The sequence below is a fragment of the Sorangium sp. So ce1036 genome, assembly GCF_051369805.1.
GTDB lineage: Bacteria > Myxococcota_A > Polyangia > Polyangiales > Polyangiaceae > Sorangium > Sorangium cellulosum_F.
In genome coordinates this window covers 3892580-3908143 of record NZ_JBBMOX010000001.1, presented here as the reverse complement: position 1 = coordinate 3908143, position 15564 = coordinate 3892580, and the positions used below count along the sequence as shown (strand labels likewise).

Below are 15564 nucleotides of genomic sequence, written 5' to 3'. Positions count from 1 at the left end.
CCTCAGTCCAAAGCTTCCAGGATGGAGTCCAGCTCGTCCGGCGCGAGCGCGACGTCCGTGAAGTCCGACGGCGTGTAGCCGCCGGCCTCGGGTGACAGGCAGTGCGCGATCAGCTCCCTCAGCGCGTCGCGCCACAGCGCGCCGAGCGCCGCGACCGTCTCCTGCCGGCAACGCGCGGCGCTGTAACGGAAGGTCGCCTCGAGCCGGCCGTCGTACACGGCCGCGTCGATCTCGATCTCGTACGCGAGCGGGCTGCGCGGGTCGTGCTCGGCGCCGGGCGACTCCGCGGCCAGCGAGAACCGCGCGCCGGCGCCGACCACCTGATCCCACTGGCCCAGGTAGTTGAACGCGACGCCCGGCGTCGGCAGGCGGCGCAGCCGGTCGGCGATCGCCCCCGCGCCGAGCTCCCGCACCGCGCCGTAGGGGAGGCCGCGCCGCGGGACGCGGCGGAGCTGCTCCTTCACCGCCTTGACCGCGTCGCCCGGCGCCGCGTCCCCCGCGACCTCGAGCAGCACCGGGTAGGCGCTCGTGAACCAGCCGACGGTGCGCGACAGGTCCAGGTCCTCGCCGTCGAGCGCCTCGCGCCCGTGGCCCTCGACCTCGATCGCCGCCACGCCCTGGCCGGTCCACCGCGCCAGCGCGAGGGCCAGCCCGGCCAGCAAGAGCTCGTCGACGCGCGTCCGGTACGCGTCCGACACGGCCTCCAGCAGCGACCGCGTCTCGGCCCCGCTCAGGCCCGCCTTGAGCGTGGCCATGGCCACCTCCGCGCGATCCCCCGCCGGCGTATCGACCGGCAGCGGCGCCACCCGGTCCCAGGGGAGCCCGAGCCAGTAGGCCGCTTCTTCCTGGAGGGCGGCGCCCTGCGCCGCGGCCTCGAGGCGCTCCGCCCACCGCTTGAACGAGGTGGTCCTGTCGGGCAGCGCGGCCGGCGCCCCGCGACGGGCCTGGTCGTAGGCGGTCTGCAGGTCGTCGAGGAGGATCCGCCACGACACGCCGTCGACGACGAGGTGGTGCGCGGCCAGGAGCAGCCGCCCCGGCCGGCCGGCGCCGAGGTCGAAGCCGACCACGCGGAGCACCGGCCCCGCCGTCAGGTCGAGGCTCGCCTGCCACCGGGACGCGTGCGCCTCGATCGCCCGCGGCAGGTCGGCCTCGGGCACCCGGGAGAGGTCCGCCCGGTGCGCGACGGCCTCGGGCTCGCCGGGCGCGTGCGTCTGGCGATAGCCGCCCCCCTCCGGCACGTAGCGCAGCCGCAGGGCGTCGTGGTGGCCGACGAGCGCCTGCACCGCCGCCTGCAGGGCCGGCCAGTCGAGCGGCTCGGCGACCGTGAGCAGGAGCGCCTGGTTCCAGTGATGGGGGTTCGGCAGATCGCGCGCGAAGAACCGCCGCTGGATCGGGGTCAGGGGGACGTCGCCCGTCGCCGGCCCCTCCCCCGCCGGCCCCTCCCCCGCCGACGCCGCGGCCGAGGCGACGCCCGCGGCCGCCGCGAGCGCCGCGAGGGTCTGGTGCTGGAACATCTGGCGCGCCGTCAGGCGGAGGCCCGCCTGCTTCGCGCGGGACACGACCTGCAGGCTCAGGATCGAGTCGCCGCCCAGCTCGAAGAAGTTGTCGTGGCGGCCGACGCGCTCGCGGCCCAGCACCGCGGCCCAGATCCGCGCGAGCTCCGCCTCGACGTCCGTGGCCGGCGCGGCGTCCTGCGCCGCGGCGCGAGGCGCGCCTCCCGCGCCGGGGGGCGGCGCCACCTCGAGGGCCGCGCCCGCGCGCTCCGCCGCCTCGGGCGGCTCGGGCAGCGCCGGGGCCGCCGCCTCGGGCAGCGCCGGGGCCGGCGCCTCGGGCAGCGGGAGCTCGCCGAGCCGCGCGGTCGGCCGCGCCACGATCGCCTCCAGCAGGGCGCGGAGGTCGTCCGCCATGCGGCGGATCGTGGGCGCCTCGAAGAGCTCCGTGCTGTACTCGAACGAGCCGCTCAGCCCCTCCGGCGCGGTCGCCATGTGCAGCGAGAGGTCGAACTGGGCGCTGCCCGGATCCACCTCGACGGGCCGGAGCTCGAGGTCGGCGAGGGGGAGCGCGCGCCGCGAGGCCTCCTGGAGCGAGAACATCACCTGGAACAGCGGGGTGCTCCCGAGATCCCGCGCCGGCCGGAGCGCCTTCACGAGCTGCTCGAACGGCAGATCCTGGTGCGCCTGCGCGGCCAGCACCTCTTCCCGCGTCCGCGCGAGGAGATCCGTGAAGCGCGGGTCCCCCGCGAGGTCCGCCCGCAGCACGAGCGTGTTGACGAACAGCCCGATGAGGTCCTCGAGCTCGACGCGCGTGCGGCCCGCGATCGGCGTGCCGACGCAGAAGTCGGTCTGACCGCTCCTCCGCGCGATCAGCGCCTGGAACGCGGCGAGGAGCAGCATGAACGCGGTGACGCCCTGGCCGCGGGCGAGCGCGCCGAGCGCGGCGGAGAGCTCGCGCGGGAGCGCGAAGTTGTGGCGGGCGCCCCGGTAGGTCCGCGCGGCGGGGCGCGGCCTGTCGGTGGGCAGCCGCAGGACGGGCGGCTCCGCGGAGAGCCGCTGCCGGAAGTGCGCGAGGTGCTGGTCGAGCGCCGCCCCCGCGAGCCACGCGCGCTGCCAGCTCGCGTAGTCGGCGTACTGGATCGGGAGCGCCGGGAGCGCCGCGGCGCGGCCCTCCGCGTCGGCGGCGTAGAGCTCCGCCACCTCGCGGACGAGGACGTTCATCGACCACCCGTCCGACACGATGTGGTGGAGGACGACGAGCAAGAGGTGCTCGCGCTCGCCGAGGCGCACGAGCGCGATCCGGAGCAGCGGCCCGCCGCGGAGATCGAACGGCCGGCGGGCCTCCTCCTCGAGCCGCCGCAGCGCCTCCGCCTCGCGCGCCTCGCCGGGCGCGCCGCGGACGTCCCCGAGGGCGAGCGCCACCGGCCGCTCGGCGTGGACGAGCGCCACGGCCCGGCCGTCGCGCTCCTCGAACGTGGTGCGCAGCGGGTCGTGGCGGCGGACCACCGCGGCGAAGCTGCGCTCGAGCCGGGCCACGTCGAGCGGCCCGAGCAGGCGCACCGCCGCCGGGATGTTGTAGGACGCCGCGGTCTCCTCGAGCGCCGCGAGGAACCACAGGCGCTCCTGCGCGAAGGAGAGCGGCGGCGGGCCGCTCCGCGGCGCGGCGACGAGCGGCGGCGCCGGGGGAGCCAGGGGGCCTCGCCGGGCCGCCTCGACGGCGCGCGCCTGGGCGGCCACCGTCGGCGTCTCGAAGAGCGCGCGCAGCGGGAGCTCGACGTCGAGCACGCGGCGCACGCGCGAGAGGACCTGCGTCAGCAGCAGCGAGTGGCCGCCGAGGTCGAAGAACGAGTCCTCCACGGAGACCCGCTCCACGCCCAGCACCTCGGCCCAGATCCCGGCGAGCAGCTCCTCGGTCGCCGTGCGCGGCCCGACGTGGCGCCGCGCGTCGCCGGACCCGGGGGCGGGCAGCGCGCGCCGGTCGACCTTGCCGTTCGCCGTGCGGGGGAGCGCCGGCAGGAGCACGAAGGCCGACGGCACCATGTACTCGGGCAGGCGCTCCGCGAGCCACGCGCGCAGCGCCTCCGCGGGCGGCGCTGGAGCGCCCGCGGCCACGTCAGCGCAAGCGGCCGCGTAGGCGACCAGCCGCCGCACGCCCGGCCGGTCCTCGCGGACGAGCACCGCGGCCTCCCGCACGGCGGGGTGCTCGGCGAGCCGCGCCTCGATCTCGCCGAGCTCGATGCGGTAGCCCCGCAGCTTGACCTGGTGGTCGCGCCGCCCGGCGAACTCGATGGTGCCGTCGTCGCGGTAGCGACCGAGATCCCCGGTCCGGTAGAGCCTCCGCCCCGGCGCCTGGCTGAAGGGGTCGGGCAGGAACGCGGCGGCGGTCCGGCCCGGCTCGCCCAGGTAGCCGCGCCCGACGCCGACGCCGCCCACGTAGAGCTCGCCGGTCACGCCGACCGGCGACGGGGCGAGCAGGTGATCCAGGACGTAGAGCCGCAGGCCGTCCACCGGCCGCCCGATCGGGACCTGCGCCTCGTTCGACGCCGGCGGCGCGGTGATCGCGTGCAGCGCCACGTCGTCCGAGCACTCCGCGGGCCCGTAGGCGTTCATGAGGGGCACCGCCGGGTAGCGGTCGAGCCACGCCGCGGCGAGCGCGGCGGGGAGCGCCTCGCCGGTCGGCAGGATCCAGCGCAGCCGCCCGAGGGCCGGCGGCGCGGGGCGCTCGAGGGCCGCGTCCAGCATGCCCTGGAGCACGGCGGGGACGACCTCGGCGACGGCGATCCCCCGGCGCTCGATGTGGTCGAGCAGGCGGCCCGGATCGCGCGTGATCTCGTCGGGCACGATGTCGACCGTGCCGCCGAAGAGCAGGGCGGTGAGGAGCTGCCAGACCGAGATGTCGAAGCACGGCGACGCCGTCTGCGCGATGACGTCGCCCGCCGCGAGGCCGAGCCGCGGGATCTTGCTCAGCATGTTGTTGAGCATCCCGCGCCGCTCGACCATCGCGCCCTTGGGCACCCCGGTGGAGCCGCTCGTGGTGATGACGTAGGCGAGGTGCCCCGGTCCGCCGCGCTCCTCCGGGTCCTCGTCGGACGAGGCCTCGTCGAGGGCGCGCTCGATGGTGGCGATCGCCGGCCGGCGCGCCTCGGGCAGCGACGCGATGGCGCTCTCCAGGGCGCCGCGGTGCCGCTCGCGCGTCAGCACGACGCGGGGCGCGCTCGACGCGAGGATCTGCGCCACGCGCTCGGCCGGGTAGGCGGGGTCGATCGGCACGTAGGCCCCGCCCGCCTTGAACACGGCGAGGATCATGGTGAGCAGCGGGATGCCCCGGTCGTCGAGCAGCGCCACCCGCTGCTCGGGACCGACGCCGCGCGCGCGCAGCGCGTGCGCCGCGCGGTTCGCGTCGCGGTTCAGCGCGGCGTAGGTCAGCCGCGCGTCCCCGCAGGTCACGGCGACGGCCTCGGGCGTCCGCGCGACCTGGGCGCGGAAGCGCGCGGCGTAGGACGAGAGATCCTCCTCGACGGCGGGCGTCGTGTTCCACGCGACGAGCGCCTGCGCCCGCTCGGCCGGCGTGAGCAGCGGCAGCTCGCCGAGGCGCGCGCCGGGCCGCGCGGCCATGCCCTCGAGGAGGGCGCGGAGGTGCCCGAGCAGGCGCGCGGCGAGCTCGGGCCGGACGCGCGACCTGTCGTAGGAGAGCTTGAGGGGCAGCTCGGCGTCGGGCCACGACATGAGCGTGAGCGGGTAGTTCGTGTGGACGCGGTCGCGGACGCCCCCGACCCGGAAGACGATGCGCCCCTCGCGGAGCGCGGGGTCGACCGGCGCGTTCTCGAACACGAGGAGGCTCTGGAACAGCGGCTGTCCGCGCTCGATCTCGCTCCAGCGCTGGATGTCCACGAGCGGCGTGTGCTCGTGCTGCCGCAGCTTCAGGTTCTGATCGAGCAGCGCGGCGAGCCACGGCAGGAGCGGCCTGTCCGCGGGGACCGGGACGCGCAGGGGCAGCGTGTTGATGAAGAGGCCCAGGATGGACTCGACCCCTGGCAGCTCCGGCGGGCGCCCGGCGACGGTGACGCCGAAGAGCACCTCGGGCTCGCCGCTGTAATGGCTGAGGAGCAGGGCCCAGGCGCCCTGCACGATCGTGTTGAGCGTGAGGCGATGGCGCTGCGCGAGCGCGCGCAGCGCGGCCGTGGGCGCCGCGCCGAGCCGGAGCTCGAGGTCGTCGATCTCGGCGTGATCCGCGGCCGCCGCGCCCTCGGCGCGCTCCTCGAACCCGAGCGGCGTCGGGGCCCCGAAGCCCTCGAGGGCGCCCCGCCAGAACGCCTCCGCGGCCTTCACGTCCCGCCGCCCGAGCCAGTCGATGTAATCGCGGTAGGGGCGCGCGGGCGGGGGGCGCGACGCGTCGCCCCGGACCAGCGCCTCGTAGTGAGCGAGGAAGTCCATCATCAGGAGCGACGTGCACCACTCGTCGAGGAGGATGTGGTGGAAGCTGTGGATCAACTCGTACGTCCGGTCGCCCAGCCGGACGAGGCGCAGGCGCATCACCGGCGCCTTGCCGAAGTCGAGCCCTCGGTCGAGCTCGTCGCGGAGCTCCGCCGCGATGCGCGCCTCCTGCGCCTCTCCGGTGAGGCCCCGGTAGTCGAGCACCTGGAACGGCAGCTCCACGGACTTGTGGACGACCTGGAGCGGGCGCTTCTGGCTCCTCCAGACGAAGGAGGTGCGCAGGATCGCGTGCCGCGCCACCACCTCTCGAAAGCCCCGCTCGAACGCGTCGAGCTGCAGATCGCCCTCGATGCGATAGCGGTTCTGCATGAGGTAGACGCCCGAGGACGGGCGGAGCAGCGTGTGGAACAGCATCCCCTCCTGCATGGGTGAGAGGGGATAGACGCCTTCGATGTTGGCAGAGGGATCAGGCTTGGTAGACACGGTTCACCTTTGGAGCTCGTCCAGGAGATCGCTCCACTCTTCCGCGGAGAGGCCGGCGTCAGGGGTCCCGGGCGCAGGCGGCGGCGCGGGCGGCGCCTCCACGGGCGCGGCCTCCACGGTGAGCCGCGCCGCGGCCTCGGCGACGGTCGGGTGCTCGAACAGCAGCTTGGGCGAGAGGCGCAGCCCCCGCCGGGCGGCGCGCGCGATGACCTGCAACGTCACGATCGAGTCGCCGCCCAGCTCGAAGAAGTCGTCCTCGACGCCGACCTCTGCGCGGTGCAGCACCTCGGCCCAGACCTCCGCGAGGATCCGCTCCGCCTCGGTCCGGGGCGCGACGTAGGGGCGATGGCCGAGCGCCGCCGCCTCGGGCGCGGGCAGGGCGCGGCGGTCGACCTTGCCGTTCGGGGAGAGCGGCAGCCGCTCCAGCACGACGATCGGCGCAGGCACCATGTACGCCGGGAGCGCCTCGCCGACCCACCCGCGCAGCGCCTCCGGCTCGGGCGCGGCGCCGCCGTGGCCGGCCACGTAGGCGACGAGGCGCTTGCCGCCGTGCGCCTCGTCGCGCGCGACCACGACGGCCTCCTGGACCTCCGGGTGCTGGAGCAGGCGCGCCTCGATCTCGCCGAGCTCGACGCGCAGGCCGCGGATCTTGACCTGGTGGTCGAGGCGGCCGAGGAACTCGATGGCGCCGTCGGGCCTGTGGCGCGCCAGATCCCCTGTCCGGTACAGCCGCCCTCCGGGCGCGGCGCCGAACGGATCGGGCACGAAGCGCTCGGCGGTCAGGTCGGGCCTCCGGTGATAGCCGCGCGCGAGGCCGACGCCGCCGATGTGGAGCTCGCCGGCGACGCCGGCCGGCACCGGCTGGCCGTGGCGATCGAGCAGGTAGATCTGCGTGTTGGCGATCGGGTGTCCGATGGGCACCGAGGCCGAGGTGTCGCCTCGCCGGCAAACCCAGGACGTCACATCGATGGAGGCCTCGGTCGGGCCATAGAGGTTGTGGAGCTCGGCCCCCGAGAGCCGCTCGAAGAACCGCCGCGCGAGCTCCGAAGGCAGCGCCTCGCCGCTGCAGATGACCCGCCGGAGCGAGGCGCACGAGGCGACGCCGGGCGTCTCCAGGAACGCCTGGAGCATGGGCGGGACGAAGTGCAGCGTGGTGACCCCGTGCCGCGTGATGAGCTCCACGAGCCGCTCGCCGTCGCGGTGGTCGCCGGGCCTCGCGACGACGAGGCAGGCGCCCGTCATGAGCGGCCAGAAGAGCTCCCAGACCGAGACGTCGAAGCTGAAGGGCGTCTTCTGGAGCACCCGGTCTCCGGCGGTGAGCCCGTAGCGCTCCTGCATCCACTGGAGCCGGTTGAGCAGGCCCCGGTGGCTGTTGCCGGCGCCCTTGGGCCGCCCGGTCGAGCCCGAGGTGTAGATGGTGTACGCGAGGTTGTCCGGCGACAGCGGGGTCGCGAGGTTGCCTGTCGGCTCCCGGTCGATCTCGGCGCGATCCGCGTCCAGACACAGCACCTCGGCGCCGTGCGCCGGGAGGCGCGACGCCACGGGCCACTGGCTCAGCAGGACCGGCGCGGCGGCGTCCTCGAGCATGAAGGCGATCCGGTCCGCGGGATACTCCGGGTCGATCGGCACGTAGGCGCCGCCGGCCTTGAGGACGCCGAGCAGCCCGACGACCAGCTCGACCGAGCGCTCCGCGGCGACGGCCACGAGCACGTCGGGGCCGACGCCGCGGCGCCGGAGGGCGTGCGCGACCTGGTTGGCGCGCGCGTCGAGCTCTCGATAGCTCAGCCGCTGCTCGCCGAAGACGAGGGCCACGGCGTCCGGCGCCCGCTCGGCCTCTGCCTCGAACAGCTCGTGCACGAGCCGCTCGCCCGGATACGCCCGCTCCGTCGCGTTCCACGCGGTCACGACGCGCCGGCGCTCGGGCTCGCCGAGGAGCGACAGCTCCCCCACCCGCGCCTCCGGGCGGCTGACGAGCTGCCTCAGCGCCGCCTCCACGAGGCCGAGCAGGCGGGACGCGGTCTCGTCGTCGAACCGCCGCCGGTCGTAGGACAGGCGGAGCTCGAGCTGCTCGCCCGGCAGGACGGCCAGGGTGAGCGGGTAGTTGGTCTGGTCCGCGAACGCGACGTCGCGGACCCCGAGCTCGGCCAGCCCCTCCTGGGTCCGGGGATCGGTGGGGTAGTTCTCGAAGACGAGCAGGCTCTCGAAGAGCGGCTGTCCCGCCGGGATCGCGCTGAAGGCGCGCGCCTGGGCCAGCGGCGTGTGCTCGTGCGGGCCGAGCTCGGTGGTCGTCCTCAGGAGATCGCGCAGCCACGCGGCGACGGTGGCGGCCTGCGGGACGGCCACGCGCAGCGGCAGGGTGTTGATGAAGAGCCCCACCATGGCGTCGACGCTGGCGAGCGGGGCCGATCGCCCGGCCACCGTGATGCCGAAGAGCACGTCGTCGCTCCGGGCAGCCCGGCTGAGCAGCAGCGCCCACGCGGCCTGGACGAGCGTGCTCGCCGTCACGCGGTGCTGCTGCGCGAAGCGCTGGAGGCGCGCCGTGGCCGATCCCGACAGCGCGATCATCCTCGCCCCGTGGCCGCCGGCCCCCTCGGCCGACGCCTCGCGCGGCGCGCGCTCCAGGGGCAGCGGCGTCGCCGCGCGGAAGCCCGCGAGGGCGCCCCGCCAGAACGGCTCGTCCGCGCCCGCGTCCCGCCCGCGCAGCCAGGCGATGTACTCGCGGTAAGGCCGGCGGGCCGGCAGCGCGATCGGCCGGCCGGCGCGCAGGGCGTCGTAGGCCGCGAAGGCGTCCTGCAGCACGAGGGACGCCGCCCACCCGTCGAGGAGGAGGTGATGGTGGCTCCAGAGCACGTGGTGGGCCTCGTCGCCCACGCGCGCGAGCCACAGGCGCATCAGCGGGCCCCGGGCCAGATCGAAGCCCCGCGCGCGATCCGCGTCGACGAGGGCGGCGATCCTCGCGCGCTGCGCCTCGGCCCCGGCGCCGCGGAGGTCCTCGATCGCGAGCTCCACCGGCCCCATCGACCCCGCGCGCCGCACGATCTGGAGCGGCTCGTCGGCGCCCTCCCACGCGAAGGTCGTGCGCAGGACGCCGTGGTGCAGGGCGACGGCCTCCCAGGCCCGGCGGAACGCGTCGACGTCGAGCGCCCCCTCCAGCCGGCACGTCACCTGCTCGACGTAGACGCCGGAGCCGGGCTCCCACAGGCTGTGGAAGAGCAGCCCCTGCTGGAGCGGGCTCAGGGGATAGACGTCCTCGACGTCGCGGCCGGGCGGCAGCAGGCGGTCCAGCCTGGCCTGGTCGAGCCGCGCCAGGGGGAAGTCCGAGGGCGTGTACCCCCCGCTGTCCGGCGCGAGGCAGTGCGCGACGAGGGCGCGCAGCCGCGCCGCGAAATCCTCGCTGAGCCGCGCCATGGTCCCGGGCCGGTAGCGGGCGCCGCTGTAGCTCCACATCACGCGGAGGCGCCCGCCGACGATGGCCGCGTCGACCTCCAGCTCGTAGGCTCGCGGCGTGCGCGGATCGTGGTCGCGCCCGACGTCGCCCTCGGCGTGCGCGAACAGCGGGCTCGACGCGAAGAGGTCGTCCCACTGCCCGAGGTAGTTGAAGCTCACCTGCGGCGCCGCGTGCTCCCGGAGCCGCGCCGCGCGCTCGCCCTCGCCGAGGTACCGGAGCACGCCGTACGTGGCGCCGCCCCGGGGCACGGCGCGGAGCTGCTCCTTCGTCGCCTTGAGCGCGCCGCCGGGCGCCGCGTCGGCCGGGACCTCCAGCCGGACGGGGTAGATGCTCGTGAACCACCCGACCGTCCGCGAGAGATCCACGTCGTCGAGCGCGTCGCGCCCGTGGCCTTCCAGGTCGATGCGGACGGCCGGATCGCCCGTCCACCGCGCGAGCGCCCCGGCGAAGGCCGCGAGCAGGATCTCGTCCACGCGCATCCGGTACGCGGGCGTCGCCTGCAGCAGCGCGCGCGTGTCCTCGGCGCCGAGGAGCTGGATCAACGAGACGGTCTCCGCCTCGAGCGACCCGCCGGCCGGATCGTCCGCGGGCAGCGCCGCCGTGGGGCGGCTCGCGGCGAGCCACGCCTCGGCCTGCTGCGCCACGTCCTCGGATCGGGCGTGCGCGCACAGGCGCCGGGCCCACGCGCCGAAGGAGACGCTCTCGTCCGGGAGCCGGATCGCCTCGCCGCCGTCGTGCTGCTGGGTTGCGGTCTGGAGATCCTCGATCAGGATCCGCCAGGAGACCGCGTCGACCACGAGGTGGTGCGCGATGAGGAGGAGGCGGCCCGGGCGGTCCGGGCCCAGGTCGAACAGCACCGCGCGGAGGAGCGGCCCCTCGGTCAGGTGGAGCTGCGCCTGGTGCTCCCCGGCTGCCCTGGCCAGCGCCTCGGCCTGCGCCCCGGCGGGGAGGTCCGACAGGTCGACCCGCGCGACCGCCGCGCCGGCCGAGCCCGCGTAGCGCTGGCGCCATCCGCCCGCCCCGCGCGTGAACCGCAGCCGCAGCGCGCCGTGATGCTCGGCCGTGGCCCGGACCGCGGCCGTGAGCGCCTCCACGGAGATCCGCCGCCGCAGCTCGAGCAGCACGGTCTGGTTCCAGTGGTGCGGGTTCGGCCCGCCGAGCTCGAAGAACCAGCGCTGGATCGGCGTGAGCGGCGCGTCGCCGGCGGCCGGCGCCGCCGCGACCGGCGCCGGGGCCGACGCCGCCGCCGCGGCCAGATCGGCGATGGTCTGGTGCTGGAAGATCTGCCGGGGCGTGAGCGAGAGGCCCGCGGCCCGCGCGCGGGAGACGACCTGGAGCGCGAGGATCGAGTCGCCGCCGAGCTCGAAGAAGTTCTCCTGGACCCCGACCGCCGGCCGCCCCAGCAGCTCCGCCCAGATCCCCGCGAGCGCCGCCTCGGCCTCCGTGCGCGGCGCCGCGGCCTGGCCGCTCGGCGCGGCAGGCAGAGGCAGCGCGCGCCGGTCGATCTTGCCGTACGGCGTGTGGGGCAGCTCCTCCAGCACCACGAACGCCGAGGGCACCATGTAGTCCGGCACCTGCGCCTTGAGCGCGCGCCGGAGCTCCTCCGGCGAGACGTCCGCGCCGGCCGCGACGTACGCCACGAGGCGCCGCTCCTCCGGCCGGTCCTGCCGCACGATCACGACCGCCTCGCGCACGCCGGGCTGCTCGCCGAGCCGCGCCTCGATCTCGCCGGGCTCGATCCGGAAGCCGCGCAGCTTTACCTGGTGATCCACGCGGCCGGCGAACTCGAGCTGCCCGTCCGCGCGCCACCGCGCCCGGTCCCCGGTCCGGTAGAGCCGCTCTCCGGGCCGGTCCGCGAACGGATCGGGGACGAAGCGCTCCGCGGTCAGATCCGGGCGCGCCCAGTACCCGCGCGCGAGCCCCTGGCCGCCGAGGTACAGCTCTCCGACGACGCCGACCGGCACCGGCTGCCCGGCGGGATCGAGCACGTACGCGCGCGTGTTCGCGAGCGGCCGGCCGATGGGGACCGCCCACGCGTCGCGCGGGTCCGCGGCGGCCGACAGGTGGCTCACCGTGGCGGTCACGGTGGTCTCGGTCGGGCCGTAGGCGTTCAGCAGGCGGACGCGCGCGGCCTCGGGCGACGCGCGCCAGGCGCTCACCCGCTCGGGCAAGGCCGCCTCGCCGGTGATGACGATCTGCCGGAGGCACGGCGGCAGCGCCGCGCCCTCGCCGAGCCCCGCGACGATGCGGTGCCAGTACATGGTCGGCAGCACCGCCGAGGTCACGCCCCACGCGCCGCACGCCGCGAGGAACCCGGGCACGGACTCGAGCATCGCCTCGGTGCGCAGCACGAGCGTCGCGCCCCGCGCGAGGCACGGGAAGATCTCCTCCGCGCTCGCGTCGAAGCTCAGCGACGCGAACTGCAGCACCCGGTCGCGCGGCGAGATCTCGTAGACCCCCGCCGCGACGTCGACGAAGCTCGCGATCGCCCGGTGCGGGACCACGACGCCCTTGGGCGCCCCCGTCGAGCCGGAGGTGTACAGGATGTAGGCCGCCTGCTCGGGCGCCGGCTCGGCCTCGGCCTCGCGCGGCGCGGCGGGCTCGCTTCGCGCGCACGTGAAGGCGGCGTCGAGCTGGAGGACCGCCACGCCGGCGGGCAGGTCGGCCGCCGCGCCCTCCAGGGCGATCACGGTGCGGATCCCGGCGTCGTCGATCATCGCGGAGAGCCGCTCCCCGGGGAGGTTGGGATCGAGCGGGACGTAGGCGCCGCCCGCCTTCAGCACGCCGAGCAAGGCGGCGATCATCTCGATCGAGCGCGGCAGGCAGAGGCCCACGCGGACCTCCGGCCCCACCCCGCGCCGCCGGAGGAGCTGCGCGAGCTGGTTGGCCCGCCGGTCGAGCTCGCCGTACGTGATCTGCCGCTCCTCGTGGACGACGGCCGTCGCCCCGGGCGCGCGCGCGGCCTGCTCCTCGAACCTCCGGTGAACGGCGCGCGGGGCGCTGCGGCGCGCCCCGGTCGTCCTCCACCCGAGCACCTGCCGCTGCTCCTCGGCCGCGAGCATCGGCAGCTCCGACAGGCGCGCCCCGGGGCTCGCCGCCGCGCCCGCGAGCAGGCGCAGGAGGTGGTCGGCCATCCGCGCGACCGTGGCCTCGTCGAACAGGTCGGTGTCGTACTCGAAGGCGGCCGAGAGCCCGTCCCCGTCGGGCGCGACGTCGAGCGACAGATCGAACTGGGCGCCCCCCACGTCCAGATCGAGGAGGCGCACCCCGAGGCCCGGGATCTCCACGGGCTGCCGGAGCACCGGCTGGAGCGCGAACATCACCTGGCAGAGCGGCGCGTGGCTCAGGTCCCGGACCGGGCTCACGGCCTCCACCACCTGGTCGAACGGCACCTCCTGGTGCGACTGCGCCTCGCGCACGGTCCGCGTGACCCGGGCGAGGAGCGCCGCGAACGACGGATCCCCTTCGATCTCGGTGCGGATCACGACGGTGTTGGCGAAGCAGCCGACGAGCCCCTCCAGCTCGGCCCGGCTGCGGTTCGTCACCGGCGTGCCCACGCTGACATCGGACGTCCCCGCGTGGCGGGCGAGGAGGACCTGGAACGCCGTCATCAGCACCGCGAACAGCGTCGTCTCCTCGCGCCGCGCCAGGGCAGCGAGCGCCTCGGCGAGCGCGCCGGGCACGCGGAAGGAGCGCCGCGCGCCCTGGTAGCGCTGGGTCGCCGGCCGGGGGCGATCCGTGGGCAGCTCCAGCACCCCCGGCTGCCCCGCGAGCTGCCTCGTCCAGTAGGCGAGCTGGGCGTCGAGCAGCCCGCCCTCGACGCGCTGGCGCTGCCAGTGCGCGAAGTCCGCGTACTGGAGCGCCGGGTCGGCGAGCGGGGCGGGCCGGCCCGCGACGAACGCCGTGTACAGCGCGGCGAACTCGCCGAGGACCAGGCTCGTGGACCACCCGTCGAAGACGATGTGATGGACCCCCCAGAGGAGGACGTGCTCCTCCGATCCGAGCCGCAGGAGCGTGAGCCGGAGGAGCGGGCCGCTCGTGAGGTCGAACGGCCGCCGCGCCTCCCGCTCGATCACGCGCCGGACCTCGGCGTCCCGCTGCGCCGGCGGCAGGACGCCGAGATCGAGCCGCTCGAGCCGCGCCGCCCCGTCGGGCTGGACGACCTGGGACGGCTGGCCGTCGACGACGGCGAACGTCGTGCGCAGGATCTCGTGCCGGCGCACGATCTCGGAGAGGCACCGCTCCACCGCGGCGACGTCGAGCGATCCGGTGAGCCGCACGGCCGTGGCCAGGTTGTAAGAGGCGCTCTCCGGCTCGAGCTGGGCGAGGAACCACAGCCGCTCCTGGGCGAAGCTCATCGGAAAAACGAACACATCCTCACGCATGAATGAACCTCAGGAGGCCTTGGCCCGGTACGGCTCGGCCATGGCGACAAGGACCTTGCGCGGGCCGCGGAAGGGCGCGCGCCCGTGGGCGACCAGCATGTTGTCCGCGAGGAGCACGTCGCCCTCTCGCCAGGCGAACTCCACGGCGAGCTGCCTGTACACCTCGCGGATCTCGTCGAGCGCGGCGCCCTCGATGGGCGATCCGTCCCCGTACAGCGCGTTGCGGGGCAGGTCCTCCTCGGCGAAGATCGAGAGGAGCGCCTCTCGCGCGGCCGGCTCCAGGTTGGAGACGTGGAACAGGTGGGCCTGGTTGAACCACACCGGCTCTCCGGTGCGCGGGTGGGCGGCCACGGCCTGGCACACCTGGCGCGTGCGCAGCTCGCCGTCGGCCTTCCACACGCACTCGATGCCTGCGGCCCGGCAGAAGCGCTCGACCTCGGCCCGGTCGCTCGTGCCGAAGACCTTCTGCCACGGCAGGTCCAGGCCGTTGCCGTAGTTGCGCACGTACATCACCCTCTTCGCCGCGAAGCGCTCGCGCAGGCGCGCCGGGATGCGCCGGAAGACCTCGCGGCTGTCGGCGAGCGGGGTGCTGCCGCCCTCGATCGCGGCCTCGGCGCAGTGAAACCAGATCTTGAGCGGCCAATCGAGGGTGTACGACTGCTCGTTGTGGAGGGGGATGTGCTGGTGAGCGGGGTACTCCGTCGACGTGTAGATGCGGTCCTGCACGTGGGAGCGCGGCGTCGACCCGAACGTGTAGTCGAGGAGCTCCGGCGTCACGCGCCGGACGAAGGCGTGGAAGTCGGCGAGCGATCGGACCGGGAAGCCGCGGAACAGGATCGCTCCGTGCCGGGAGAGCTCCTCTTCCGCGCACGCCCGGATGGCCGCGCCGAGCGCGGGGACGCCGGCGACGTCCCCGCGGCCGTTCGGGCTCACGACGAGCGGCAGCGGGCCGCCGGGGAGGCAGGAGCGCACGAGGCCCGCCGCCTCGCCCCGCGCGGCGTCCTCCGGCGTCTCTCGCGGCGACTCCCGCGTTGCCTCTCGCGTGGACAGAGCGCTCGAGTCGCTCACGACCGCTCTCCCCCCTCCATCTGCTTGCGGAGGCTGAGCGGCCGCATGTCGGTCCAGACCTCCTTGATGTGATCGAGGCACTCGGCCTTCGTCCCGGTCTTGCCCGCGTCGCGCCAGCCGAGGGGGTTCTCCCGGTACTCGGGCCATATCGAGTACTGCTCCTCGTGGTTCACGACGACTTTGTAAACCGTGTTGTCTTCATGCTCTTCGTTTGCCATGGGGCTCCTCCGTTCGAGATGCGCTGCGAGATGGG

4 protein-coding genes are annotated in these 15564 nt (G+C 75.4%); all 4 read right to left on the bottom strand.

All coding sequences use genetic code 11. From position 1 onward, the window contains the following. Positions 1-2 precede the first annotated feature (2 nt). The 4 genes from WMF31_RS15005 to WMF31_RS14990 are packed head-to-tail and all read right to left on the bottom strand — an operon-like array spanning position 3 to position 15529. Positions 3-6410 carry an amino acid adenylation domain-containing protein gene (locus WMF31_RS15005; protein WP_436602604.1) on the bottom strand — a complete coding sequence of 2136 codons (6408 nt, stop codon included), beginning with the start codon at positions 6408-6410 and terminating at the stop codon, positions 3-5. A gap of 3 nt (positions 6411-6413) precedes the next feature. Next, positions 6414-14243 (bottom strand): amino acid adenylation domain-containing protein, encoded by a 7830-nt coding sequence (locus tag WMF31_RS15000; RefSeq protein ID WP_436602603.1) that lies wholly within the window; start codon positions 14241-14243, stop codon positions 6414-6416. Positions 14244-14252: 9 nt separating this feature from the next. Continuing rightward, positions 14253-15311, bottom strand: a complete 1059-nt coding sequence (locus WMF31_RS14995) for a TauD/TfdA family dioxygenase (RefSeq protein WP_436602602.1) — start codon at positions 15309-15311, stop codon at positions 14253-14255. Beyond that, a complete protein-coding gene (locus tag WMF31_RS14990; protein ID WP_129349387.1) occupies positions 15308-15529 on the bottom strand; it encodes an MbtH family protein in 222 nt (73 codons plus the stop codon). The genes WMF31_RS14995 and WMF31_RS14990 overlap by 4 nt, the downstream gene beginning before the upstream one ends. Positions 15530-15564 lie beyond the last annotated feature (35 nt).

Bases quoted from the DNA above. Each gene is read 5' to 3' on its own strand.
- WMF31_RS14990 (WP_129349387.1), bottom strand. From the start codon at position 15,529: ATGGCAAACGAAGAGCATGAAGACAACACGGTTTACAAAGTCGTCGTG.
- WMF31_RS15000 (WP_436602603.1), bottom strand. From the start codon at position 14,243: ATGCGTGAGGATGTGTTCGTTTTTCCGATGAGCTTCGCCCAGGAGCGG.